Origin of the sequence: Dyadobacter jiangsuensis (genome assembly GCF_003014695.1) — a bacterium.
In the GTDB taxonomy this organism is placed as follows: domain Bacteria; phylum Bacteroidota; class Bacteroidia; order Cytophagales; family Spirosomataceae; genus Dyadobacter; species Dyadobacter jiangsuensis.
In genome coordinates, this window is record NZ_PYAS01000002.1 from 617,553 (window position 1) to 642,638 (window position 25,086).

Consider the following 25,086-nt stretch of genomic DNA (forward strand, 5'->3'; position numbering starts at 1 on the left):
GATTGATAAGTATTTGGTTGAAGACTTGGAGCTATTGTGGCCTTTGGAAATAAAAAACCGGCAGTCAGATAGACTGCCGGTTTTAAGTGAATCAACACTATACTAAATTCCACCCCAGTTTGTGGAATAATCTAGCCCACTGTAAAAACTCTGTTTTCCTGCTTCATATCCATAGCCAAGTGGAAAAAACTCTTTATTTCTTCCAATTGCATATCCATCCGCATTAAGGCTATAAAAATATCGATAATATGGCTTGGCCTGATTGGTGTAAGGAAGAGGCGTTATCTGTACTTGTTGGATAAGGACATCGCTAAACTTGGTAAAATAGGGTAAGTATCTATCCAATCCAAGGTGTTCGCTGTTCAAGTGATACTTGTCTTTCTTTTCTGCGATGAGACCGTAAGTATAAGTGAAATTGACTTGCTGATATGCTCCGGTCGGCGTGGAGAATACAACTTGTTTTAGACGCTCGGTACCTGTGGCTGAATTATAATCGTATGTGAATACCCGTTTCTGCGTAAGTGCCCCGGATGACAAATTGATCTCGTTCAACCGGCCAACTTCATTGTATACAAACTGTGATGTCCAATTGGTGCTGACATTAATGCTGGTGATACAGCGCCCGTTCACAATCTTGTATTTTATCTCTTCTACCAATGCGTTAGTGTTTTTGTTGTACCGTTTGCTGGTAACCCAAAGGTCGCCGGTGCTGTCGTCGTAGGAATACTGGGTATAATAGGCGGTTTCCGAAACTTTGGAAAGTTTGCCGGTAAAGCGCCCTTGTTTGACATATTGCACTATGGTCGTGCCGTCTTTGACGAGCTTTAACTCAGCATTAATTTTTGCATTCTGATCGTCGGCGGTCACTCCGATGGTTTCCTGAGGCGACAGTAGGTCGTCGTTCTGGCAGCCGGTTAATAGTGTGCCGAGCAGTAATACCTTTAATAAATTTCCAGGGATGTGTAATTTTTTCATAACGTTTTTATTAAATGTGTGAAATTGATAGAACTCGATTGGAAATAGATAGTCGTGGCGAACACCTTGGAAATTGGATAGTGAGTGGCTGAAACGGATAATTGGCGATTAGACGGAAGTCATTAGGCCTTTGTTACAACTTGGGAGTGGTATATGTGCGGCTGGTGACAGTAGTCATACCGTTCATACTGTTTGTTGAGTTGATTGTCTTGGCATACCCGTCGGCATTGAAGAGATATGTCAAACTGTATCCTGGGAATGGATCCCCATTCCACGGTAAATTTTTTGTAGACTCAAAGGTGGGTAAATAGGAGTGAAATGTTCCGAAAATAGGCAGGTATTTGCTGGTTACTCCAAGCGCGTCCGGATTGGTTGGGTACTTGTTTTGCATGGGATTTCCACCTTGGACTATATAGCTGAAAATAACTTCTTTTGTAGCTGCATTCGACTGATTGAAGAAATTGACGCTTTTTAATGCTGTTGTGGTGCCCTGTTCGTATCCAAACTCCATTCGCTCATTCGGATTCGCTTTGTTATAAGCTTTTATCAATCTGCTGAGTTGCCCATACTCGTATTTAAAGGATTTATTAGTTTCGGTGCTTAGACTTTCCATGCAGCGTCCCAAACCATCGAGTTGATAGGTGACCTGATAAATCATCGCATTCGTGAAACTATTTCTTCGTTGTGCGATGATTGTTGATCCGTCGTATTTGTAATCTGTGTATACATTCTCGATTGTATTTGTTAGCTTTTTAAGCTTTCCTCGATTTACATCATAGTCTCCGTAATACTCCAATTCATTTGCACCTTCTTTTAATAATTGAGGTGTAAAAATAGTTTTAGCATTTCGATCCTCTGATGTAATAACAGTTTGTATATTTTGTGTTGCCAGTTCTTCATTTTGGCAGTTGGAAAGCATAGCAATTAATGCTAATCCTTTCAGCAGATTTCCGTTTAACGTAATTCTTTTCATAACGTTTCGTGATTAAATGGTAGACAAATTGATTATGTCGATTCAAACTTAATTTGCTTGTAGAAGTCGCCGGAAATCCGATGCGTGAATGGCAGTGTTGAATGTGTAGCCGGTTTAGAGCTTGCTTATGGCATCGTTTTTGTGGCGTTCTTTCAAAACTTAATCCTATGAAAACACTAAGCGCTGACGGGCAGCAGAAAGTGGATGAGATCGCTGCCCGATATAACTTGAAGGCCGAGACGGTGGAGTCGCTTTTGAAGGCGATTATCCGTGGCAATGGTACGATGGCCCAGTTCAACCTGCCGGAACTCGGGGGACAGGGGCAATGGATGAGCGGGGGCATGACAATGGTGGGCGATATGTTCAACAGCTCGCTCCGCGGCACCGTCGACAAACTATGCAACGAACTCGCGAAACTGGCGACCAGCACGGTGCTTTTCGAGCACAATGATGATCCTGCGAACGTCATTCCCGCACGCGGGGATGTGTCTGCCGGCACGGGCGCCAGTTTTTTTAGCAAACCCAGCAGTTCCTGGCCGGCGATTTTCGGCGAGCCTACTTCGAGCGGTTCGCAGAATAATTTTCGGTATGCCTATTTCGCGCCGGTGCACCGGCTGGTGATCGAGGATGGTGGCAAAAGGACGATCTACGATACCAAACACCATCAGATTACCGGCGTCTCACAGCAGCAAGGTTCCGATAGTCTGTACCGTTTTACAAGCCAGGAGGGCGTTGTTGATTTAAACTCCCTGGAAAAGGTTTCGGACCCGGATCGGCAACAGCCAACGCCCGAAATTTTGTATGATCTGACGGAGAATGCGAACCTCCGATCACAGGATAAAAGTCCCGAAGATATAATCCTTGCAACGATTGAAAAGTTGAATGTACTTTTTGAACGAGGGCAGATTACCGAGGAGGAATTTAAGGCGAAGAAGAAAGAGTTGCTGGAAAGAATATAGGAAACCTTGATGCACTTGTACGGCCCGCGATTATACGGGTCGTACAAGTGCATCGCTGCTAAAAGTTATACGTTGGAGCAGAGTATGTTCTGTCGGTCGAGGAGACCTGTGTGCCATAGATTTTCTTCACGGTAATATTTTTGGCCTTACCTGCATAGTCCAGCGTATAGCTATACAGGTATTGAGTACTGGATAATTTCTGACCGTTCAAAAGGTATTTATCTTCGGTCATCGTTTGAACAAGATTGGTACTGAAAATCCCGAAAATCGGCAGATACCTGCTGATTCCGCTCGGGAGTAGATCCGGAGTTACAGGATATTTGTCCGGGATTAGAGCTCCTGGTGCGCCGTAGGTGAATTTTAATTCCTTGGTTTTTGTGCCCGACCCATCATAGAATGTTACCGTGCTCAGGGATTTTTTCCAGCCACCGGCATCCACTGCATACTTAAATAGTCTTTGCTCATTCGGATTATCCTTGTTGTACCATTTGGTGAGCTGCCCGCTGGCATTGTATTCGTAGATGTAAGTCTTGTTTGTGAAAGACTGAACGCAACGTCCGAACGCGTCGAGCGTGTATTTGGTTTCTGATGACAGGTTACCATATTTATACCCTTTGGCCGTAATCAGTTGGGGTGCGTAGATGAATTCGGAGTAAGCGTTCGTGTAAATCTCTTTCCATAGAGCGCCTGACCCCTGATAAGACAGATCAACCACACCATCCTTAATTAAAAGACCTGCTGCCTGCGTAGTTCTCGCGTTGCGGTCGTTGGTTGCCTGCGGCGTCTGCGTTACGGGTATCGCATCGTTTTCAGGCTGGCAAGCTCCCAGTATTCCCGCGAATAGAAGTCCATTGGCTGCAATGGCCATGTTTCGAATTAGTTTCATAAATTTCCTTTTAAGTGTGAATGAACTGATTTTGAACGGGTCCAAACATAAGACGCCTTCGAAATTCCGGGAAAAGCGATGGGCAAATGGCGGGGCTTGAAAAACCTTCGGTCAAATCGTTGTCGACGGGAGCCGTGGATTTCGCAGGAGGTATTTTTGCAAACCACACAACATTTGCGAGTTTTGCCTTGTTTATAAGTGGCCGGCTCCATATTAATTCGATTGACCGGGCGTATTAATAGCACTCATGATTTTTGCACAAATTTCCAAAATAGTAGATCCCATTGCCGTCAAGGTCGACCGCTGGACGGTGGACGCTTACCGTCTGTTGCCTAACCTGTTGATAGCCATTATTATCCTCGTTATTTTCAGGTTTCTGTCCCGGCTGGGCGGGAAGTTTATAGAAAGGATATTGGGTCACGCGTCGCAGAATGTGGCGCTGGTTGGTTTGATTTCAACTATTACCCGCATTGCGATTATCACAACCGGCTTCTTTTTTGCATTAGGTGTTTTGGGACTGGATAAAACGGTAACGTCACTTCTCGCAGGCGCGGGCGTGCTTGCGCTGGCGCTCGGTTTTGCATTCCAGGATCTCACGACCAACTTCATTTCCGGCGCATTCATTGCCATTCAGCGACCCATTCAGGTAGGGGATGTGATAGAGACAAATGGCTTTACTGGCAAGGTTTTGTCGATCGGGTTGCGCTCTGTGAAGCTGGATAACTTCGAAGGACAGCAAGTGGAATTGCCCAGCAAGGATATTTTCCAGAAACCGATCGTCAACTTCACACATTCGGGTGAAAGACGTGTAAGGATGGAAGGCAGCATTGGCTACAAGGACGATCTCGTATTGGTGGAAAACCTTGCGGTGAGCGTTGTGAAAAAACTGGACTTTATCGACCCGCTAAAAGTGATCGAATTCAACTTCACACGTTTCACTGAAAAGAGTATCGATTTTGAAATACTGTTCTGGATCCGGCAGGACAAAACAGGGCCCGGCCCGGCGAAAAGCGCGGCTATGAAAGTGGTGAAGCGGGTTTTTGACGAAAACAATATTTCTTTCCCTACGCCCGCGCGGCCGATAGATCTTACGCCGCCAGCGCCTGGAAAATCAGAAGCATAATGCAGTCAAAATATGACTGATAAGCTGCATTGGCACAAAAAAAAGACCGGCCCGCTCAAAGCAGGCCGGTCTTTTCAATATCAATCCTATTATTAATAACGGTAAGTCTCCGCTTTGAAAGGACCTGCAACTGTCACACCGATGTAAGCAGCTTGCTCTTCGGTCAGTTTGTCGAGGTTCGCGCCTACGTGTGCGAGGTGCAATGCAGCCACTTTCTCATCCAATGCTTTTGGAAGAACGTATACTTTCTTCTCGTAAGCAGCGGTGTTAGTCCAAAGCTCGATCTGCGCCAAAGTCTGGTTAGAGAATGAGCATGACATTACGAACGACGGGTGGCCCATTGCGCAGCCCAGGTTCACCAAACGGCCTTCTGCCAGCACGATGATGTCTTTGCCTTCCACGTTGTAGATGTCAACCTGTGGTTTGATCTGCGATTTGGTATTGCCGTAAGTTTTGTTCAACCAAGCCATATCGATTTCGTTATCGAAGTGGCCGATGTTACAAACTACCGCTTTGTCACGCATCGCGAGGAAGTGACGGTCGGTGATGATTTTATAGTTACCGGTTGCAGTAACGAAGATGTTAGCGCGATCAGCAGCTTCGTCCATCGTTACTACTTCGAAACCGTCCATAGCAGCCTGCAATGCGCAGATCGGGTCGATTTCAGTAACGAGTACGCGGCAGCCTGCACCACGAAGTGATTCGGCAGAACCTTTACCTACGTCGCCGTAACCAGCTACTACTGCTACTTTACCAGCCAGCATGAGGTCGGTTGCGCGGCGGATAGAGTCAACCAATGACTCGCGGCAGCCGTATTTGTTGTCGAATTTAGACTTTGTAACTGAGTCGTTTACGTTGATGGAAGGCAGGTGAAGCGTTCCGTTTTTGTAGCGCTCGTACAAGCGGTGAACACCGGTTGTAGTTTCTTCGGAAAGACCTTTGATGCCGTCGATCAGCTCAGGATACTCGTCGAATACCATGTTGGTAAGGTCACCACCGTCGTCGAGGATCATGTTAAGCGGCTTGCGCTCTTCACCGAAGAACAAAGTCTGCTCGATACACCAGTTGAACTCCTCTTCGTTCATTCCTTTCCAAGCGTAAACAGGGATACCCGCTGCTGCGATAGCTGCTGCTGCGTGGTCTTGCGTAGAGAAGATGTTACACGATGACCAGGTAACTTCTGCGCCCAGCGCTGTAAGGGTTTCGATCAAAACCGCAGTTTGGATCGTCATGTGCAAGCAACCTGCAACACGTGCACCTGCCAGGGGCTGCGACGGACCGTACTCGGCACGGATCGCCATCAAACCAGGCATTTCAGCTTCTGCCAATGTGATTTCTTTACGGCCCCATTCGGCCAGCGAGATGTCTTTTACCTTGTACGGAATGTACGTTTCGGTTGACGTTGCCATTATTTTACAGTTTAGTTAATATCTTGATTTTACCACAAAACTAAGTAGAAAAACCACCGTAGGGAATAAATGCAGATACAAATTCTGATTTAGGGGCCTAATTTGGATATTTTATCTTTCAAAGGCTGCATATGGCCGTGTTATGAAGTGAGCACCCTGTGATTCACCGGTTAAGGAAGATATTTTGTCTGTACACCAAAGAATTATCCCAAATGAGTCGTTCGTCGACAATAGTATGACATTGGTCGACAATGCTTTTCAAAGCCGGTATTGGCCTCCGAAATCGTTATCTTTGTTTCTATGCGCCCTGTTTTCCCGGTCTTGAAAAAAAGTAAATATCAAAGAGTTTTCTTGCATATCCTGTTTTGGATCTCCGTGCTGACGATCCTGACGATCATTTACGGCGCAGGAATGCCCGATTACTGGCTTACGATCGGAATTGTTGCCCTTTTCATGCCTATACACATCGGCTATTTCTACCTGATCGCCTACGTGATCATTCCGCGGTATTTCGATCGCAAGAAATACGTACAGTTCGTGCTGCTTTTTCTGCTGATTGTGCTCGGTTCTACGCTGGCATTCCGGTTGATGGAAATACTCGTGGCCGACCCGATCATTTACAACGCGGTAAAGAAAAACGACCCCACTTTTGTCTGGCGGAAGCTCGAAGGGACTTTCCGGGAGCAGCTTGCCAAGCCGACGTACCTGATCAGCGCGTTCGAGCAGACCAACATTTTCGTCTGGATCGCATTGTCGGTGAAGTTTTTCAAAATGTGGTTCGACAGGCGGCAGGCGGCGATGGAGGCCGAGCTGAACTTCCTCAAAGGGCAGCTGCACCCGCATTTTTTGTTCAATACACTGAATAACCTCTATGCACTGACCCTCAAACAGTCACCGCAATCGCCCGGTGTGGTGATGGGGCTGGCGGAAATATTGCGGTATATGCTTTATGAGGCCAATACCGAGGTTGTGCAGCTGGAAAGGGATATTAGTATACTTAAAAGTTATATTGAGCTCGAAAAGATCCGGTACGAGGAGCGGCTGGATATTCATTTCAGTATCAATGGGATGGCGCCGGAATACCGCATTGCGCCGCTGCTGATATTGCCGTTGGTAGAAAATGCATTCAAGCACGGCGCCAGTGAGCAGATCGGGCAGGCATGGATCAATATGGATTTGCGGGTGAAGAGTAATGCGCTGAAATTCAAGATATCAAACAGCAAACCCGAAACGGCCACGCCCGACGATCGCCCGCACCACGTGAGCATAGGTCTTGCGAACGTGCGCAAACGGCTGGAAATCCTGTACCCTTCGGCGCATAACCTGAAAATCATGGATGAAGAAGATGTGTTCGCGGTGATCCTGGAAATTGACCTTGACAAACGACTGGAAATCTGATATTATGAAGCTGAAAGCCATTCTGGTGGACGACGAACCCCACGCGATTGAAGTACTGGACAACTACCTCGCCAATTTTACGGAAATAGAGGTCGCGGCACGCTGCCAGGATGCGATCCAGGCGTTTCAGGTATTGCAGCAGCAAAAGATCGACCTGATGTTCCTCGACGTGAAAATGCCCGGCCTGAAAGGGACCGACCTGCTCAGAAGCCTTAAAAATCCGCCAAAAGTCGTTTTTACCACGGCCTATCAGGACTACGCCGTCGAAGGTTTCGACCTCAATGCGGTGGATTACCTTTTGAAACCCATTCCATTCGAACGTTTCCTGCGGGCGATGGATAAGGTGTTTACGGGTTTGAACATTTCCAATCAATCTGTTTCCGTCGCGCAAAAGGCTGCGCCGGCCAGCCAGGATGTGTTTTTGTATTTAAAAGTAGATCGCAAAATGGTGAAGGTGAACGTCAACGATATTTACTGGATCGAAAGTTTGCGTGACTATATCAAGGTCGTTTTGAAAGACAAAGCCCTCATCTCCAAACAGAAAATCAGCCTGTTGGAAGAACTGCTGCCCGAGGATGGTTTCATCCGCATTCACCGGTCTTTCATCGTGTCGGTGGACAAGGTTGAGAGCTATCATTCCCACAAGCTCGAAATCGCGGGAAAAGAGTTGCCTATTGGCCGTAACTTCCGTAATGACTGTCAGCGCCGCTTCAAGCTGACCTTTTAAATGGCACTGCAAATGGCGTTTGTCGACAAAACCCGCTGTTGATCGACAGCCCTTCCCTAACCCTTCCCAGGCTCACCAAATCGGTTTAACATTGCACCGCCATTGAAAAATGGAAGTGAAATTCATTTAAATCATTTGGATTATTAGCCATGTTAAAAACAAGAAGAATTCTTTGGGCAGCCTTGTCCTTTGCCCTGTTGCTGGGTAGCTGCAAGGAGGACGAAGATGTAAAACCATCCAACACATTGACCGCCAAAGCAGGCGCGGACCAGAATGTAAATGCAGGCTCTGTTGTGAACCTCGACGGTAGCGCTTCCAGCGACAGCGAGGGTAAGCCTTTCGAATTCAGCTGGGCATTCAGCAAAAAGCCGGCCGGTAGTGCCGCCAACCTCGCTTCGGCGACCACTGCGAAACCTGCTTTCACGGCCGATCTTCCCGGTGAGTACGAAGTGGAGCTGACCGTCAGCAATGCGAACGGCCAGAGCAAAGACAAAGTCGTGATTACCGCGACGGTCATTGAACCAATCGTGATCGACGCCAACATCCGCACTAAACTCACTTTGACCGACCGTATCAACAACCCGGCTATTCCTGATTACATCGTGAATGCGAACGTGTCGGTGAATGCGGAGCTCGAAATCAAACCGGGCGTGGTGATCGCGTTTGCACGGGATACCCGCATCGAAATCAACGACGGCGGTGGTGTATTGCTCGCGAAAGGCGATTCAGCGAAACCGATCCGTTTTATCGGTAAGGAAACTACCAAAGGTTTCTGGGCAGGTATCGTATTCCGCTCGTCAAGCAGCGCGAATACCCTCGAATACGTGCAGGTAATGCACGCGGGCAGCAAGCCGCTTTACGCCACTACCAAAGCCGGTATGGCGGTTCTCGGAGCGGGTCGTGCGGAAGTAAATATCAAAAACTGTCTTTTCGAACAGAATGCGGGCTATGGCTTGTATCTCGAATATTCAGTGATCCTGGGCTCATTTGAAAAGAACAATTTTAAAGACAATACCGAAGCGGGCATCCTGATGGGCGCCGAAAACGTGAAGAACCTGGATACGGATTCCAAATTCACCAACGGCAATGGCCGCAATGTGGTTGAGATCTTCGGGTCGTCGCTGCCTAAAAACACTACGACAGAAGTGGTTTGGAAAGGATTCAAAGACAAAACCCCTTACCGCATTCTTGAAAATATCGCTTCGGACGCCAACTGGAAGCTTTTGCCAGGCGTGATCATCGAAGTAGGCCGCGCAGGCTTCATCACCATCGAGGATGGCTATTTCAATGCAGTGGGTACCGAAACCAACAAAATCATCATCCGCGGCGCTGAGAACACAGCCGCTTACTGGAAAGGGTTGCTATGCTTCTCTACCAGCGACAAGAACGTGATCGAAAATGCGGAGGTATCCGGCGGCGGCAACATCGCGATCGTATCGGGTAAGAAAGCCAACATCGCGATCTACGGTGGTCAGTCGCGCATGACGATCAAGAAATCGGTGATCTCCAACAGCGGCGGTTACGGAATCTTCGTCAACTACCAGGGCACTGTCAATGCCGACGTAGAAACCGTGAATACTTTCAAAGACAACGCACAAGCGAAGCTGCTGAAAGAGTAGGGAGTTGTAATGGACAGTTCCACGTATTGTACCAGTATCATATTCGGCCTGATCACACTCCTGGTGGTATTTACCTTCCACCAGGCTGTGAGAGGCTCCCGGCTCTTCGCCGCACTGGTCGCCCTCTGGATAGCGATACAATGCGGGACCGCCCTGGCGGGATATTTCAAAGTTACCATTTTCCCAAGGCTGCTATTACTGGTGGTCCCACCCGCTCTCCTGATGGCCTGGCTCTTTCTGAGTGGGTCCGGGAAAGCGCTCATCGACCGCATGAACGTTGACCTGCTCACGATGATCCACGTGGTGAGGGCTCCTGTGGAGGTGGTGCTGTATTGGGCGTTCATCGACAAAATGGTGCCGCACGAAATGACTTTCAGCGGCGGTAACCCCGATATCCTGGCCGGACTTTCGACGCCTTGCATTTACTACATCGGTGTGATGCGCAGCGGAATGAAATGGCGGCTGATGGTGCTCTGGAACTTCCTGTGCCTGGGATTGCTGCTCAATGAAATGTTTCGTGCCGTATTGTCTGTACCGTTCGTGTTCCAGTCGATCGGTCTCGACCAGCCTAATGTGCTGTTATTGCAGTTTCCGTTTGTGCTTTTGCCCGGCGTAGTGATGCCGATCCTCCTGTGCGCGCACATGGTCGTGATACGCAACCTCGTGAAAGCGCATTGGCAGGAGCCGAAGTTTATGAGCTCAGGCCGGGCGGTGATCAATCATTTTTTTCAGTTGAAATGAAATGTTGTCATGAATAGCATCACACAATATCTGTTGGCAGGCTTCCTGGTCGCAGCGGGCCTCCAGTATCAGGCTGTGAGCAAGGGTACCCGCTCTGCCCGGCAGCCATTTCCCGAAAGGGGGTTTTGGGTGGCGGAAACTGCTCCGGATAAGAAATCGACGGTCGTCAGGTATTACGCCCATAGCAATCACCTGGTGTCGGAAACGACGGAGCAGGAGGTGCTCGACATCCGGAAGCTCTCGGTAAGAAAATACCTGAATGCAAAGCTTCGGAAGGAGCTGGAAAAGGACACGACAGGCCAGTCGGCCATCAAGCTTTATGAAATCAATTGAAATCTAAATAATCTGAAATTTGCCATGAAAACTAAAATTGCACCCTCAATGGTCATCAGCCGATTTGCCAAATCGGCATTGGCCCTGGCCGTTCTGGCCATGTCGTTTACTGCTTGTAAAGACGACGACGATCCAAAGCCCGACGGCGGGGACGGCGGCGAAACCGAGAAAGTATTTATCCCTACGAAAGGCAAGACTTACAGCTACAAGATCACCGACTCGGACGGTGAAACCGGCGACATTATCACCAAGGTAGCAAGTACCAAAGATTCGGCCGGACTGACCGTTCATACGATCGAAAATTTCGTTCGTGAAAACGAAGAACAAAGAACATACTTGTCCAAGGCATATGCCAAGGGCGGTACCACCACCAATGTGCTGCCATATCCCGTTGTGCTCAAAGAGCTTCAAAACCAGATCAACGACATCGCCTATATTTCAAAATTCGAGGTGACCGGCTTCCCGCAGTATCAATTCCTGGAAAACAATGGTAAGGTCAACAGCGCACTTACGTTCCAGGGGGACCCGATCAAGGTACTTATGGAGCTTGAAATCCCTGTCGGCGACGAAGGTTCGGTGCTGGGTAAACTGGAAGCCCGCATGACCAACAAAAATGGCAAGGCGGTGGCCGAAGAATCAATCACCACCCCGGCGGGCGAATTCAAATGCACCAAATGGGAATATTCGTACGATGTTTATACCAAGTTTGAAACAGAGGTGACTGCTCCGGAAATCTCTACGGAAACCATTCAGGTGACGCTTTGGACTGCTCCGGGCGTAGGTATCGTCAAAACGATCGAGAAAGGGGAGGATGGCTCTTCTACAACGGAACTGCGTAAAGTAGAGTAACGCAGGATTTAACGCGGCCTTCGTGCATGCTGACGTGCGAACCGCGGCATTCAAAAAAGAGAAACAATAGAGAAATAGGATGGATAATTTGGGACTAGCCAGATCTTAAAGACCTGGCTAGTTTTGTTTTATATCAAAACAGAAAAGCTCTTGAAAATCGCTCCGAGCCTAACTGCATCGAATATACGCGCCTGAGTGCCGCCGTGGTTCAGCACCGATTGCTCGTGCGAAGTCACGCACATTTCGCAGCCGTTCAATGCCGATACGACGAGGCTCAGCAATTCGAAGAACTCCTTGCCAAGCACGGGGTTCACCATAATGCTCATTTTGATGCCCGCAGGTGCATTATCGTAAAACTCCTTGTGCATGAAGTGGCGGAAACGGTAGAACACGTTGTTCGCATTCATCAATGAAACACAGGCTGTTACCTCCGCGATTTCCTTCTCGTCCGCACCTTCCTGCGCCGCGAGCTCTTCCAGGGCCGCGATCAGCGCCGCATTCTTTTCGTTCACTGCCACCGACAATGCGAGCAGCAATGCTTCCTTGCGGTTCAATGTCTGTGATTTCAAAACATTACCTACATTGATTTTCAGATCTTTGAGGTAACGGTGGTCAAGCGCTGCGAGCTTGTTGATCAGCACGCTTTCGAATTCCGCAGGCAAATTGACCTCTTTATACAGGGACTCTTTCGTGTTCCCTGTGGCTGCAAATGGATACATGTTGGTTTGAATTTTGGTCGGGAAGGCTTTCCCGTGGGTGGTAAAAAAGCAGTTCACAGAACCGGCGTACGAATGACTTACCGCTGTGAACTGCTTTGGATTGACTGATTAGGCGATAGTCGCTTCGCCTTTTTGCCAGTTGCAAGGGCAAAGTTCGTCGGTTTGCAACGCATCGAGTACGCGCAATACTTCCGGTACGTTACGGCCTACTGAAAGGTCGTTTACAGATACCCAACGGATGATACCTTGTGGATCCACGATGTAAGTTACGCGGTAAGCGATTTTCTCGTTTGCTTCGAGGATACCCAGCTCTTCTGCCAAAGATTTAGAAGTATCGGCCAGCATCGGGAATTGCAGGTCGCGCAGGTCGTCGTGGTTTTTGCGCCATGCCAGGTGCACGTATTCGCTGTCGGTAGAAGCACCGATCAGGATCGTGTCACGGTCAGCGAAGTCTCCAGTGTGTTTGTTGAATTCTGCAATCTCGGTAGGGCACACAAAAGTGAAGTCTTTTGGCCACCAGAACATTACCATCCATTTCTCAGCGTTTTTGTGGTCTTCTGAGGTAATATCGTAGAATTCGTTTCCTTTTTCAAGCGATACTACGGATGTCTTTTTGAATTCCGGGAAAACCGATCCCACTGATAACAGTCTATTAGCCATGATTGCTCGTTTGTTTATAAATTGTATTTTTTGGTGTTACAAAACTACGAACGGTGAGTACATGGGACAAACCCTGGCCTGGTACTATGCCAGGAAAGAGTTGATTTAATCAAATGAATTTAGTTTTATTTATAGGAACGGAGTTATTATAGATGGTATTTATATTGCCATCAATTTCTGCAATATAATTATACTAATAATAACTGTAATTATAAATTATTTATCGGGCATCACGCTAAGTACCGTTTCCAGCGACATCCCGCGAGAGCCCTTGATGAGGAAATATGTATTTTCTTGCGGATTATCCATAATCCAGTTGTGCAGCGAGAATTTATCGGGAAAATAGTACGCTTTTGGCAATGCGGGCAGCGCGTGCTGCATGAGTTTTCCTGCAAGTATTACGACGTCGAACTTCTCACCGGCGATTTGTTTTCCCAAGGCCAAATGTTCCTCCGGCGCGGCTTCGCCCAGCTCGAACATATCGCCCAGAATGAGAATCTTGCGCGGCGCCTCCATGCGTGCGAAGTTCGCCACGGCAGCCGCCATCGACGACGGATTCGCATTGTAAGCGTCCATAATCACCGTATTCGAACCTTTTTTGACGATCTGTGAGCGGTTGTTGTCGGGCTCGTACGTCGCAACGGCCTCATAGGCATCCGCATCCTCCACACCGAAATGCTTCCCGACGGCCAGCGCGGCGCAGATGTTATCGAAATTGTACCTTCCCGGTAGATGTGTAGTCACGGTCTTGCCGCGGTTGCTGAAAACGACGTTCGGATTCTCTTCGACCAGCGTCGGGTTCACCGGGCTGTTTTCGGAGCAATAGAATACGATCTCACCAAATGCCCGGCGCTTGCTCACCATGTCCATGATCACATCCTGCGTGGAGTTCACAAACACGGTCCCTTTCTTTTTGGAAAGGTAGTCGAACAACTCGCCCTTGCCTTTGATAATGCCTGCAACGCCTCCAAAGCCTTCCAAATGCGCCTTGCCGATGTTGGTAATGAGCCCGTGGGTAGGCTGGGCGATGCTGGCGAGCAAGGCAATCTCCTGCTGGTGGTTAGCACCCATTTCGATCACCGCCATTTCATGCTTCGCAGCGTCGATGCTCAGGATCGTGAGCGGCACGCCAATGTGGTTGTTCAGGTTCCCGCGCGTAGCGTAGGTGTTGAACTTCATCGAAAGCACTTTTGCGATCAGCTCCTTGGTGGTGGTTTTGCCATTCGAGCCGGTCAATGCAACCACCGGGAATTCGAAGGTCTTGCGGTGGTGCCGAGCCAGGTCCTGCAAGGCGGTAAGGCCGTCTTCGAACAGCAAAAAACGATCACTGACAGCCACGTTCGCGTCGTCGACTACGGCATAGGCCGCACCTTTTTGCAATGCTTCCGCGGCGTACTGGTTACCATCGAATTTATCGCCTTTCAATGCGAAGAAAATGCAGCCCTCGGTGATCTGACGGGTGTCGGTGGAAACTTTGGCGCCCTTGCGGAAGATATCGTAAAGTGTTTCTATGGAAGTATACATGAATTGACCGATCGTTATAAAGTAATGCAGGCTTATTTCGTTAGGTTTAGGACAAACTAAGCCGGAAACCTGCAAAACTAATAGATTATTCCTCAACGATGCGAACCAAATTTACCTCCTTTATTCTCTGCCTCATCTGCTTTTGCAACCCTTCCCAACTGCTGGCCCAGCAAGCCTGGTTCAAGCTCGATACGCTCGCAAGCGTAACGTCCGGCGGCGTGAAAATGACGAATCCCTGGGGCGGGGGCCTCAATGCGTCGCAGTTCCTGAAAATGCATCTGAATAACGACGCCGATGAGGACCTGGTCGTTTACGATCGTACCAACAGCAAGGTTACTACTTTCGTGGCAGCACCCGATCCAGTGAATGCGGGTAAAAAGACCTTCATCCATGCGCCGTACTACGAAACGCTATTCCCGCAGGTGGATAACTGGATGATCCTCGCCGACTACAACGGCGATGGCCTGAAAGACCTTTTCGCGAGCACGTCACTGGGTATTGTGGTTTATCAGCAGGTCAAAACGGGCAATGCCTGGTCGTGGAAAAAAATGCGTGATGTTTTGTATACCAAAGGCTTCTCGGGTAATATCAATATGCAGGTGTCCGGTACCGATATACCGGCCATTACCGATATCGACGACGACGGCGACCTCGACCTGCTAACCTTCGATTTTTCAGGAAATTACATTGAACTCCACCAGAATCTGAGTGTCGAGAAATTCGGCGTGCGCGACAGTCTTGGTACGCAGGCAAGCCCGGTTTTTCAGCGCAATGGCGATTGCTGGGGGAATTTTCACAAAGGCGATGCCGAAGATTTCGTAGTCGGGGTGGATTGCGGCGTGGTAACGGATCCTTCGAAGCGGGAGGCCTCGCCCATGGGGATCCGGCACGCGGGGAACTCGATCCTCCTCCACGACCTGAATGGCGATGGTAGCAAAGACCTCCTCGCCGGCCACGTGAGTAACGACCATATTTCATTCCTGCCGAACTCCGTCAAAGGCATTATCGCCAACTTTACAGGTTTCAGCAACAGTTATCCGGCGGTAGATCCGGTAGCGCTGCATATTTTCCCTGCTGGTTTTTACGAAGATGTGGATTTCGATGGCGTCAAAGATTTACTCATCGCGCCGAGTATTCCGGCCAACGATGCGAATATGACCGATTTCAAATCCTCGGGCTGGTACTACCACAATGAAGGCACAAGCGATAAACCTGTTTTCAAACTGGTGCGGAAAAATTTTTTGCAGGATCAGATGATCGACGTCGGCGAGAATGCCGTGCCGTCCTTTTTTGATATTGACGGAGACGGCGACCTCGATATGCTCATCGGTACGGGCGGAATGCCTTATGCGGGCGGATTCAAGGGAAGTTTCTGGCTTTTGAAAAACACCGGAACGGCTACGGAGCCGAATTTTACATTCGAGTCGCAGGATTATCTCGAACTGCTCCCGAAACTTTCGGTTTATAACATTAAACCTCAGTGGGCCGATTTTAATGGAGATGGTGTTCCCGACCTCGGTTTTGCAGCCACGGCTTCTTCCACCCTGAAACTTGAATACCGCTATATACCCAACAAAGGTACAAATGGCGGTGCTGCGCAGCTGAACCTCGCCGATGCCGTCACCATTGCATTGCCATCAGATCTGCAAATCGGCGATTCACCCTATTTCTACGATGCCGACGGCGATGGCGATCTCGACATGCTCATAGGGAAAACGCAGGGCAATATTTACTACTATACCAATACCGGCAGCAGCAAGCAGTATACGTTCAAGCTCGAAACCGACTCCTTCGCCGGTGTGGGCATCAATTTCGCAGGCCGCTTCTCGCAGGTAGCCGTGGCGGATTTCGACCTCGACGGCAAGCCCGACCTCGCGACGGTGGATCACACCGGCACGATTCGTGTCTTCAATAATGCCGACTGGGGCAAATGGACCGACCGCGCCAGTTCCATCATCAGCGTGAACGGCAAGGCAGGTAATCCGTACCTGGGGAACTACCTTTCGCTGGCCGTTGCCGATTTGAATGGCGATAAAAAGCCGGACGTGGCGATTGGGAACAATGCCGGTGGCGTGCGGTTGCTGACCAACATTTTACCCGTTTCCATTACGGGGGTAGAACCGGGCGATCCTGCGGAGGTAAAGGTTTTTCCCAATCCATCGGTCGATTATTTCAGGATTCAATCTTCCAAAACGGGTACTTTCGATGTACTTACTGCGGGCGGTGTGCGCATGCTTCGGAACCGCAGCATCAGAGCCAACGAACCTCAGCAAATATCGACTGCGCAATGGCCCGCAGGGTTGTATCTGGTGGAACTGAAAGCCGGTAACAGCCGGGTTGTCAGGAAGGTTGTTGTGGGCGATTGAGTGTCCCATCAATTTTAAAGACTTACCTGGCTTGCCAGTAGATACCCGGAAGAACGCTCTTACATGATAAAATCCAAAAAATATTCATGCAAGCTCTTCTGGGTGTTATCTTCCATTTCATCGGTGGCTTCGCCTCCGGCAGTTTTTATATTCCTTACAAGCAGGTCAAAGGCTGGGCCTGGGAGTCTTACTGGATCGTCGGAGGGCTTTTCTCCTGGCTGATCGTTCCGCCGCTCGCGGCTTATCTCACAATCCCCGGTTACACCGAAATCATCGCCCACACCAACGGCGGCATTCTCTTCCTGACCTATTTCTTCGGCGTGCTCTGGGGCATAGGCGGCCTTACCTACGGGCTGGGCGTGCGCTACTTGGGTGTCGCGCTCGGGAGCTCGATTATCCTCGGGCTTTGCTCAGTCTTCGGCGCATTGATCCCCTCGGTTTACTACGAATTCAACCCGCAGCCGGGCAAGGATACCATTTCAATGCTTTTCAGCAATGCCTGGGGGCAATGGGTGCTTATCGGCTTGCTCGTTTGTGTGATCGGTATCGTGATCTGTGGTAAGGCGGGCGCGATGAAAGACGCCGATTTGCGCAAAACCGGCCACGTAGCAGCAGATAATACCGAGTTCAAAATCGGCCTTGGGCTCACAGTATCGATTATTTCGGGTATTCTCAGCGCCTGTTTCGCATTCGGGATCGACGCCGGCAAGATCATGGCGCAGGAGGCGAACGAGATCTGGAAAGCGGCCAATCCGGGGCAGGGCGAGTTTTTATTCCAAAACAATGTCACTTACGTCGTGATCCTCTGGGGCGGGCTTACTACGAATTTCATCTGGTGTATGCTTCTCAATGCACGCAACAAAACCTTCGGCAACTATACCGATTCATCCACGCCGCTGCTTTCGAACTATATTTTTTCCGCATTGGCCGGTACGACGTGGTTCCTGCAATTCTTCTTTTACGGCATGGGCGAGAGCAAGTTAGGCAATGGGCCGAGCTCGTGGATCCTCCACATGGCGTTCATTATCCTGGTAGCCAACTCGTGGGGACTAGTCCTGAAAGAGTGGAAAGGCGTATCTAAAAAGACCATTTCCTCGATCATCATCGGTATCCTGGTGATCGTGCTCTCGGTGCTGATCGTCGGTTATGGTAACTATTTGAAGGAATAGCCATGAAAGCGCATTATACTGCCGTTTTGGTGATGATGGTGGCGGCTACGGGCTGTTCGTCGGACCATAAAAGTGATCAGAAAAAATTGGAAACACAGCAAACACAGGCAGCCGGTACTTTCGGCTACGACCTGGCATTTTTGAAGAAATATAAAGAAGCTGTCGTGCTCGCTGCGCCAGATAATGCAGAGGCACAAGCTATCATTATTCCGGCATATCAGGGCCGGGTGATGACCAGTACGGCCAATGGCGATGGCGGAAACAGCTATGGCTGGATCAACTACAAGCTCATCGAAAGCGGCCAGCACCAGCCGCATATGAATGGTTTTGGTGGAGAAGAGCGTTTCTGGCTTTCTCCCGAGGGCGGGCAGTTTTCGGTGTATTTCAAAAAAGGACAAAGCTTCGATTTCGAAAACTGGCAGACGCCGGCGCTGATCGATACGGTTGCCTATAAAGTGGTCGAATCGGATGCGCATTCGGTGAAATTCCAGATCAATGCGATGATCGAGAACTATTCGGGCAAAATGTTCGTGATCGACATCAGCCGGAAAATTCAGATGCTGACAAAGGAAGATATTGCCAACCTCCTCGATTTGCCTGCATTAAGCGGCGTCAAAGCGGTGGCGTACCGTTCCACCAATGTCGTGACCAATCAGGACGAAACCTGGAAGCCTGAAACGGGAATGCTGGGTATCTGGCTGCTGGGGATGTTCCGGCCGTCGGACCAGACGACCATCATCGCGCCCTTTTCGAAAGCATTATCCGCAAAGCCGCTCATTACCGACGATTATTTTGGACAGATACCGGCCGACAGGCTCGTTGTCAAAGACTCGGTGTTGTTCCTCAAAGCCGACGGCAAACACCGCAGCAAAATTGGTATCGCCCCGAAATCGGCCCGAAATGTGGCCGGGAGCTATGATGCCGAAAAAGGCATGCTCACCATCATTCAATACGATCTCGACCCCCAAGGCCAATACATGAAATCGACCTGGGAGCTACACAAAGATCCTTACAATGGCGATGCTTTAAATGCCTACAACGACGGTAAACTGGCCGACGGTACGCAAATGGGGCCGTTCTATGAGCTCGAATCGAACTCATCGGTGAAGGCGTTGAAAGAAGGCGAAGCCATTAAGCACAGGCAGAGCACGTTCCACTTCGAGGGCGACAAAGCAGCGTTGAATGCCATCGCGCAAAAGGTGCTTGGAGTAAATATTGACCAAATCGGAGAAATTTTTTAAATAAAACATGACAGGGCAGGATAGTTGAGGAATAGTCAGTACAGATATTTACGTATCGATGAAGGGAGTTTCCCCGACATCAAGGAGCGTATTTCAGACCGCTGACTATTCCTGATCCTGTGAAAAATTCAGAACGTTCACCAGAAACCTATCTGATCACACGCTGGCAGCAGTTTTGTGCAGGGGATAAAAGTGCGTTCGGTGAGCTCACCGAGCTGAACTATGCCGCGCTTTACCACTACGGCACACGTTTCACGCCCGACGGCGACCTGATCAAGGATTGCTTGCAGGACCTTTTTCTCGAAATCTGGGAAAAACGTGAGACGCTCTCCTACATCGCGGCTATTAAGCCCTACCTCTTCCAATCGTTAAGGAACAATCTCATCCGCCGCATCCGCAGGCAATCGGTTTTCTCCGACATCCGCGACGACGACGTGCAGGACGACATTTCACCCGAATCGGACTGGATCATTCAGGAAACGGACCAGCTTACGAGCCACCGCCTGAAACAAGCCATTGACGCATTGCCCAAACGCCAGAAAGAAGCCCTCTACCTCAAATATTACGAAAACCTGTCCTACGAAGAAATCGCGACCGTAATGGGGCTGCAACGACAGGCCGTGGCGAATTACCTGCAATACGGCATCCAGAAATTGCGCGAATACTGGCAGCACGCCACTATTTTCCTCGCATTATGCTCAGAAATTGCCTGGCACTGAAAAAATCTGAAATTTTTTTGAAACTCATGGGTACTATTTGCAGCCTTGCTACTCATCGTATCAAAGCAAATAGTTAAAGAAAATCCATGAATAATTATAGTTATTTCCAGGTGAAGGATTGGCTCGACGATCCGGCATTTCAGCGCTGGGTCTATCATGGCGAGCAGGATGCATTTTGGAAAGAATTTATCCAGGACAATCCCGGCCAGCTTTCTAATATCGAGCAAGCCCGCGAGCTATTGTTGGCTGTTCGCGGCGAGCTCGACGCGTTGCCCGATTCGGAAGTGAAGGCGCGTGTGAGCGAGATCCTGAATGCTATTCCGGAAGAAAAGCTGCGCGCATTGCCTTGGTGGAGAAGTAATTGGCTTAAAATAGCGGCTGTGCTGCTGCTGACGTTAGGTATTGCCACCGCATTATTCAGGGAAAAAGAAAACCTTCAAAACCTGCAATCGTTGGTAGCCGGTCTCGGCGATGGCGACCAGCCGGGGCAGTTGGAAATTCACAACGAAACCAACGCCATACAGCTCGTAACCCTGCCCGACGGTAGTTCGGTAATCCTGAAAAAACACGCCAGGATCAGCTATCCGGCCGCATTTGCAGCCGATCGCCGGGAAGTCAGGCTGCGAGGCGAAGCATTTTTTGAAGTAGTGAAAAACCCGGAGAAGCCGTTTCTAGTGTACGCTGGCTCGATGGTAACGAAGGTCAAAGGCACAAGTTTCAGTATCAAGGCCAATGACGATGAGGAGGATGTGCAGCTGGTCGTAAAAACGGGGGTAGTGGAAGTGTCGGCGCTGGAAGAGGACGGAAAAAGCGAGGTTAATGCCGGTAAAAAGCTGATTTTGAAACCGAACGAGCAGGTTACTTTCAATCGAAAAAGCCTGAATATGGTTACGAAAACAGTACAGAAGCCGGTCCTGCTCAATCTGCCGGCGGAAAGTCAGAATTTCGAATTCAAACGAACGCCCCTGGCCGAGGTGTTTGCCGAGCTGGAAACAACATACGGAATCCGCATTCAGTTTGACGCGCGCGCCATTGCGCATTGTACGCTCACGGCCCGGCTCGGTGACGAGCCCGTGCACGAAAAGCTCGACTTGATTTGTACGGTCGTCAATGCGCGTTACCAGGCACAAGGCAACGAGGTGGTAGTCGCCTCGGAAGGCTGCGAATAGCATTACTTAACCTTTTTACTTATGGGAAAACATTACAAGGAGATCATTTGGCAGATCATGAAAATCAGCATTGTCCCGTGTTTGCTCTGGATGCTCTGTGCGCAGCTCTCGCTGGCGAAAGACCTGCGTGCACAGGAGATTTTGAGTCAGCGTATATCAATATCCGTTACCGATATGGATATGGAAAAAGTGCTTGAAAAAATAGAAGGCCAGACCAAGGTCCGGTTCATTTATAGCGCCGAGGTAATCCACGCCGAACGAAAAGTAACGCTCGATTACCAGAACCAACGCCTGGATACCGTGCTGGAAACGCTGCTTGGCCCGCTGGGCATCGAATACAAGGTATCCAAAAAGACCATTCTCCTGCGTAAAGCGGCGGAGAAGAAAACGTCTTTGAAAACAGAAACCTTCGAAAATAGCATCCCGGGAGCACAGGCCGACCGGGATATTACGGGCAAAGTGCTTGACGAAAAGGGAGAGCCCATTCCCGGTGCGAGTGTGGTGGTGAAAGGAACAACGGTGGGTACTTCCACCAATATCGAGGGCATTTATCAGCTTTCCGTGCCCGAGGATAAGGATATTGTGATATTCAGTTTTGTGGGTTATATCAGCCAGGAAATCCGCATCGGCAATGCGGCGAACCTGGACGTTACCCTGAAAGTCGATGAAAAAGCATTGGAGGAAGTTGTCGTGGTAGGTTTTGGCGAGCAGAAAAAGGTATCAGTGACCGGCTCGGTATCGTCGGTCACGTCGGAAGTACTGCAGCAGAGTTCATCAGCAAGCTTGGCCAATTCTTTGTCGGGACGCTTACCGGGCCTGACCTCCATTCAATCGGGTGGGGGCCAGCCGGGACGCGATGACGCCACGATGTACCTCCGCGGCGCAGCCACGACCAACGGCCGCAGCCCGCTGATCCTCATCGACGGTGTGCCGCGCGACAACATCCGCACGCTCGACGCCAACGAGGTAGCCTCTGTATCCATTTTGAAAGATGCTTCCGCGACGGCCGTTTTCGGCGTGAGGGGAGCCAACGGGGTAATCCTGATCACCACCAAGCGCGGCAGCGCAGGCAAGAATGAGCTGACGATCAACGCCGAGCAAAGCTTCACATCCTTCACACGGGAACCCGAGCGCCTGCATTCGCTCGAATACATGGCCCTGCGTAACGAGGCTTCCAAAAACGATGGCATTACACCTTTACCTTTTTCCGAAGAGGTTATGGCGAAATATGCCAATCCGTTAGCCGGACTCGATCCGAGCGACCCGGACTATGCCAGAAAGGCGATGGTGCGGAAATATATGTATCCCGACCACGACTATTACCGCGAATACATTTCCCGTTACGCGCCGCAAACACGCGTGAACATGAACGTAACCGGCGGCACCGACAAGGTTTCCTATTTCGTGAATGGCGGCTATTTGCACCAGGGAGGTAATCTCAATACCGAACCGAAATCGGTCCTGGGCTATGACCCCGCTGCCAAAATGGATCGCTACAACTTCCGCGCGAACCTCGATTACAAGGTTACCAACTCATTGAAATCGTTCCTGAACATCGGCAGCTACATTGAGCAGGTGAATATGCCTGCCGCGTGGCTCTACGGCAACAGTGATACCGGCTGGATGATGAGCGACCTCATTTACCAGGCGCAAACGATATTACCCATTACGCCCGGCCCCACGACCATCGACGGCTTCGGCGTGGCTCCCGGCCAGATTGTGGATCCGGGTTATATGGACCGTTCCGCATTCGAGATCATGAACCGCATGGGAGCACGCAACGAAGTCCGCTCGAACCTGAATGCGTCGTTCGGTGCCGAATGGGATTTGAGTAATGTGGTCACAAAAGGTTTGAGCCTGAAAGGAATGCTTTCATACGATTCCAAGGCCACCACGGCCATGCAGGGCAAAAAATCCGAAAGGCTTTACCTGGCCGAGGTGGATATGGTGAACGACAAACTGAGCTATGCCGTGAAACGCTCCGACGAATCGCTGCTGACGCTCACGAAAGGCGCCGATTCGCGCTACAATATCAATGTGCAGGGCTCCATTAACTACGCCCGGGCTTTCGGCAAGCACGACGTGACGGGCATGATCCTCGGCCAGCGCGATACCTGGGAATCCACCGGCGGTGAAATCCCATTCAATGTATTAGGTGTGGCTGCCAGAGCTACTTATGGTTACGACGAGCGCTATCTGGCGGAGGTCAATATGGGCTACAATGGCTCCGAGCAGTTTGCTCCGGGGCATCGTTACGGCTTCTTTCCTGCATTTTCGGCCGGCTGGATCATCAGCAATGAGAATTTTCTCAAAAACAACCGCTATATCACCAATCTGAAATTGCGGGCTTCCTATGGCAAAGTGGGAAATGACAAAATGGGGAGTGCGCGGTTTCTTTACCAGAGCAACATTACGCTTGGCGGCGACGGGCCGTTGGGTAGCCTGGGGTTGGGGCAGACAATCAACCAAGGGTTGCTCGGCAATCCGAATATCACCTGGGAAATCGCCAAAAAGCAAAACTATGGCCTCGATTTGCAGATTTTGCGGGACCTCAATCTCTCAGTGGATGTATTCAAAGAGCGCCGCAGCAATATCCTGATCTCCCGGGGAACAGTGCCGGAGTTTCAGGGCGTGCCGCTGGGCAATATCCCGAAAGTGAATATGGGATTGGTGGATAACAAAGGTTTTGAACTGGAATTGTCCTACAACAAGGCGCTTTCGAAAGATTTTAAAATCATGATTTCCGGAAATTACGGCTACAACCGCAATACCGTGAAGTTCCTCGACGAGTCGGTGCGGGACGAAAGTTATGCTTACCGCTATCGTTCCACGGGCTTTTCGCTCAATCAGTCGTGGGGTTATAAAATCGATTATAGCAATGGAAACGGATATTTCAATTCCAAAGAAGAGCTGGATAGCTACCTCAAAACCACCACTTATGGTTTCGGTGAACCGAGGATAGGTGATTTCAAATACATCGACCTGAACAAGGATGGCGTGATCGACGACAAGGACCAGGCGCCGATCGGCTATTCCAACATTCCACGTGTGATCTACGGCCTCTCGCTCACTTTCGAATACAAGGGCTTCGATCTTACGACATTCCTTCAAGGGGTAGGTAAGTATTCCAGTAACTATTCCCAGCAGGGCGTGTATGAGTACATTATCCGGGGAACCTATTTCGATTACCACAAAACCGCCTGGACACCTGAACGGTATGCCGCCGGCGAGAAGATCACTTATCCGGCCCTCAGCACCCACAGCAATACCAACCACACCGCGAACGACTTTTTCGTGATGAACCGCTCTTTCACGCGCCTGAAAAACCTGGTACTCGGCTACACGCTGCCTGCGGGCGTATTGAAGGCCGTAGGCGTGAGCAAAATGCGGGTGTACGTGAGCGCGCAGAACTACTTCACCTGGGCGCATTTGAAAATGGGCCACCTCGACCCCGAGAACGATGCTTCGCTCGGTTACCCCGTTACCAAAATGGCCAATTTCGGTTTGAATATCACTTTCTAACAGCG

The 25,086-nt window shown here is 49.8% G+C and carries 21 protein-coding genes; 14 read left to right on the plus strand and 7 right to left on the minus strand.

The window, feature by feature from the left end:
* Window positions 1-102 precede the first annotated feature (102 nt).
* On the minus strand, window positions 103-975 hold the full coding sequence (locus CLV60_RS05925; RefSeq protein ID WP_106594427.1) for a hypothetical protein: 873 nt from the start codon (window positions 973-975) through the stop codon (window positions 103-105).
* Window positions 976-1,108: 133 nt separating this feature from the next.
* A complete protein-coding gene (locus CLV60_RS05930; RefSeq protein WP_106594428.1) occupies window positions 1,109-1,948 on the minus strand; it encodes a hypothetical protein in 840 nt (279 codons plus the stop codon).
* A gap of 167 nt (window positions 1,949-2,115) precedes the next feature.
* On the opposite strand from CLV60_RS05930, the gene CLV60_RS05935 reads away from it, so the two are divergent.
* Window positions 2,116-2,907 (plus strand): SHOCT domain-containing protein, encoded by a 792-nt coding sequence (locus CLV60_RS05935; protein WP_106594429.1) that lies wholly within the window; start codon window positions 2,116-2,118, stop codon window positions 2,905-2,907.
* A gap of 58 nt (window positions 2,908-2,965) precedes the next feature.
* Here the strand turns inward: CLV60_RS05935 and CLV60_RS05940 are convergent, their stop codons facing one another.
* The gene (locus CLV60_RS05940; protein ID WP_146151522.1) at window positions 2,966-3,793 is read right to left on the minus strand and encodes a hypothetical protein; all 828 of its coding nucleotides are present in this window, start codon (window positions 3,791-3,793) and stop codon (window positions 2,966-2,968) included.
* 247 nt (window positions 3,794-4,040) lie between these two features.
* Between CLV60_RS05940 and CLV60_RS05945 the strand changes: the two genes are divergently transcribed.
* Window positions 4,041-4,916: a mechanosensitive ion channel family protein gene (locus tag CLV60_RS05945; protein WP_106594431.1), complete on the plus strand. Its 876-nt coding sequence runs from the start codon at window positions 4,041-4,043 to the stop codon at window positions 4,914-4,916.
* A gap of 92 nt (window positions 4,917-5,008) precedes the next feature.
* Here the strand turns inward: CLV60_RS05945 and ahcY are convergent, their stop codons facing one another.
* Window positions 5,009-6,325 (minus strand): adenosylhomocysteinase, encoded by a 1,317-nt coding sequence (gene ahcY / locus CLV60_RS05950; protein WP_106594432.1) that lies wholly within the window; start codon window positions 6,323-6,325, stop codon window positions 5,009-5,011.
* A gap of 351 nt (window positions 6,326-6,676) precedes the next feature.
* On the opposite strand from ahcY, the gene CLV60_RS05955 reads away from it, so the two are divergent.
* The 6 genes from CLV60_RS05955 (at window position 6,677) to CLV60_RS05980 (ending at window position 11,992) form a co-directional block, all read left to right on the plus strand.
* Window positions 6,677-7,723: a sensor histidine kinase gene (locus CLV60_RS05955; RefSeq protein WP_229210831.1), complete on the plus strand. Its 1,047-nt coding sequence runs from the start codon at window positions 6,677-6,679 to the stop codon at window positions 7,721-7,723.
* Window positions 7,724-7,727: 4 nt separating this feature from the next.
* A complete protein-coding gene (locus CLV60_RS05960; RefSeq protein ID WP_106594433.1) occupies window positions 7,728-8,450 on the plus strand; it encodes a LytR/AlgR family response regulator transcription factor in 723 nt (240 codons plus the stop codon).
* Between the two features lie 149 nt (window positions 8,451-8,599).
* On the plus strand, window positions 8,600-10,069 hold the full coding sequence (locus CLV60_RS05965; protein WP_106594434.1) for a PKD domain-containing protein: 1,470 nt from the start codon (window positions 8,600-8,602) through the stop codon (window positions 10,067-10,069).
* A 9-nt stretch (window positions 10,070-10,078) separates the two neighbouring features.
* Complete coding sequence (locus CLV60_RS05970; RefSeq protein ID WP_106594435.1) at window positions 10,079-10,810, plus strand: DUF8737 domain-containing protein; 732 nt, start codon at window positions 10,079-10,081, stop codon at window positions 10,808-10,810.
* A gap of 9 nt (window positions 10,811-10,819) precedes the next feature.
* On the plus strand, window positions 10,820-11,143 hold the full coding sequence (locus CLV60_RS05975; protein WP_106594436.1) for a hypothetical protein: 324 nt from the start codon (window positions 10,820-10,822) through the stop codon (window positions 11,141-11,143).
* Window positions 11,144-11,167: 24 nt separating this feature from the next.
* Complete coding sequence (locus CLV60_RS05980) at window positions 11,168-11,992, plus strand: TapB family protein (protein ID WP_106594437.1); 825 nt, start codon at window positions 11,168-11,170, stop codon at window positions 11,990-11,992.
* A gap of 128 nt (window positions 11,993-12,120) precedes the next feature.
* Here the strand turns inward: CLV60_RS05980 and CLV60_RS05985 are convergent, their stop codons facing one another.
* The 3 genes from CLV60_RS05985 to CLV60_RS05995 form a co-directional block, all read right to left on the minus strand.
* A complete protein-coding gene (locus CLV60_RS05985) occupies window positions 12,121-12,711 on the minus strand; it encodes a carboxymuconolactone decarboxylase family protein (protein WP_106594438.1) in 591 nt (196 codons plus the stop codon).
* A gap of 108 nt (window positions 12,712-12,819) precedes the next feature.
* The gene (locus tag CLV60_RS05990; protein ID WP_106594439.1) at window positions 12,820-13,371 is read right to left on the minus strand and encodes a peroxiredoxin; all 552 of its coding nucleotides are present in this window, start codon (window positions 13,369-13,371) and stop codon (window positions 12,820-12,822) included.
* A gap of 216 nt (window positions 13,372-13,587) precedes the next feature.
* Entirely contained in the window at window positions 13,588-14,895 is a 1,308-nt protein-coding gene (locus CLV60_RS05995; protein ID WP_106594440.1) for a UDP-N-acetylmuramoyl-tripeptide--D-alanyl-D-alanine ligase, read from the minus strand.
* 98 nt (window positions 14,896-14,993) lie between these two features.
* On the opposite strand from CLV60_RS05995, the gene CLV60_RS06000 reads away from it, so the two are divergent.
* The 6 genes from CLV60_RS06000 to CLV60_RS06025 all read left to right on the plus strand — a co-directional run bounded on the left by CLV60_RS06000 (window position 14,994) and on the right by CLV60_RS06025 (window position 25,081).
* A complete protein-coding gene (locus tag CLV60_RS06000) occupies window positions 14,994-17,261 on the plus strand; it encodes an FG-GAP-like repeat-containing protein (protein ID WP_106594441.1) in 2,268 nt (755 codons plus the stop codon).
* Window positions 17,262-17,347: 86 nt separating this feature from the next.
* Complete coding sequence (gene rhaT / locus CLV60_RS06005) at window positions 17,348-18,430, plus strand: L-rhamnose/proton symporter RhaT (RefSeq protein ID WP_106594442.1); 1,083 nt, start codon at window positions 17,348-17,350, stop codon at window positions 18,428-18,430.
* A 2-nt stretch (window positions 18,431-18,432) separates the two neighbouring features.
* Window positions 18,433-19,671, plus strand: a complete 1,239-nt coding sequence (locus CLV60_RS06010) for a DUF6786 family protein (protein ID WP_106594443.1) — start codon at window positions 18,433-18,435, stop codon at window positions 19,669-19,671.
* Between the two features lie 119 nt (window positions 19,672-19,790).
* Window positions 19,791-20,390 carry an RNA polymerase sigma factor gene (locus CLV60_RS06015; RefSeq protein WP_170118714.1) on the plus strand — a complete coding sequence of 200 codons (600 nt, stop codon included), beginning with the start codon at window positions 19,791-19,793 and terminating at the stop codon, window positions 20,388-20,390.
* 86 nt (window positions 20,391-20,476) lie between these two features.
* Window positions 20,477-21,559, plus strand: a complete 1,083-nt coding sequence (locus CLV60_RS06020; RefSeq protein ID WP_106594445.1) for a FecR family protein — start codon at window positions 20,477-20,479, stop codon at window positions 21,557-21,559.
* A 21-nt stretch (window positions 21,560-21,580) separates the two neighbouring features.
* Window positions 21,581-25,081 (plus strand): TonB-dependent receptor, encoded by a 3,501-nt coding sequence (locus CLV60_RS06025; protein WP_211302193.1) that lies wholly within the window; start codon window positions 21,581-21,583, stop codon window positions 25,079-25,081.
* Window positions 25,082-25,086 lie beyond the last annotated feature (5 nt).

Bases quoted from the DNA above. Each gene is read 5' to 3' on its own strand.
- CLV60_RS05925 (WP_106594427.1), bottom strand. From the start codon at position 975: ATGAAAAAATTACACATCCCTGGAAATTTATTAAAGGTATTACTGCTC.
- CLV60_RS05930 (WP_106594428.1), bottom strand. From the start codon at position 1,948: ATGAAAAGAATTACGTTAAACGGAAATCTGCTGAAAGGATTAGCATTA.
- CLV60_RS05935 (WP_106594429.1), top strand. From the start codon at position 2,116: ATGAAAACACTAAGCGCTGACGGGCAGCAGAAAGTGGATGAGATCGCT.
- CLV60_RS05940 (WP_146151522.1), bottom strand. From the start codon at position 3,793: ATGAAACTAATTCGAAACATGGCCATTGCAGCCAATGGACTTCTATTC.
- CLV60_RS05945 (WP_106594431.1), top strand. From the start codon at position 4,041: ATGATTTTTGCACAAATTTCCAAAATAGTAGATCCCATTGCCGTCAAG.
- ahcY (WP_106594432.1), bottom strand. From the start codon at position 6,325: ATGGCAACGTCAACCGAAACGTACATTCCGTACAAGGTAAAAGACATC.
- CLV60_RS05960 (WP_106594433.1), top strand. From the start codon at position 7,728: ATGAAGCTGAAAGCCATTCTGGTGGACGACGAACCCCACGCGATTGAA.
- CLV60_RS05965 (WP_106594434.1), top strand. From the start codon at position 8,600: ATGTTAAAAACAAGAAGAATTCTTTGGGCAGCCTTGTCCTTTGCCCTG.
- CLV60_RS05970 (WP_106594435.1), top strand. From the start codon at position 10,079: ATGGACAGTTCCACGTATTGTACCAGTATCATATTCGGCCTGATCACA.
- CLV60_RS05975 (WP_106594436.1), top strand. From the start codon at position 10,820: ATGAATAGCATCACACAATATCTGTTGGCAGGCTTCCTGGTCGCAGCG.
- CLV60_RS05980 (WP_106594437.1), top strand. From the start codon at position 11,168: ATGAAAACTAAAATTGCACCCTCAATGGTCATCAGCCGATTTGCCAAA.
- CLV60_RS05985 (WP_106594438.1), bottom strand. From the start codon at position 12,711: ATGTATCCATTTGCAGCCACAGGGAACACGAAAGAGTCCCTGTATAAA.
- CLV60_RS05990 (WP_106594439.1), bottom strand. From the start codon at position 13,371: ATGGCTAATAGACTGTTATCAGTGGGATCGGTTTTCCCGGAATTCAAA.
- CLV60_RS05995 (WP_106594440.1), bottom strand. From the start codon at position 14,895: ATGTATACTTCCATAGAAACACTTTACGATATCTTCCGCAAGGGCGCC.
- CLV60_RS06000 (WP_106594441.1), top strand. From the start codon at position 14,994: ATGCGAACCAAATTTACCTCCTTTATTCTCTGCCTCATCTGCTTTTGC.
- rhaT (WP_106594442.1), top strand. From the start codon at position 17,348: ATGCAAGCTCTTCTGGGTGTTATCTTCCATTTCATCGGTGGCTTCGCC.
- CLV60_RS06010 (WP_106594443.1), top strand. From the start codon at position 18,433: ATGAAAGCGCATTATACTGCCGTTTTGGTGATGATGGTGGCGGCTACG.
- CLV60_RS06020 (WP_106594445.1), top strand. From the start codon at position 20,477: ATGAATAATTATAGTTATTTCCAGGTGAAGGATTGGCTCGACGATCCG.
- CLV60_RS06025 (WP_211302193.1), top strand. From the start codon at position 21,581: ATGGGAAAACATTACAAGGAGATCATTTGGCAGATCATGAAAATCAGC.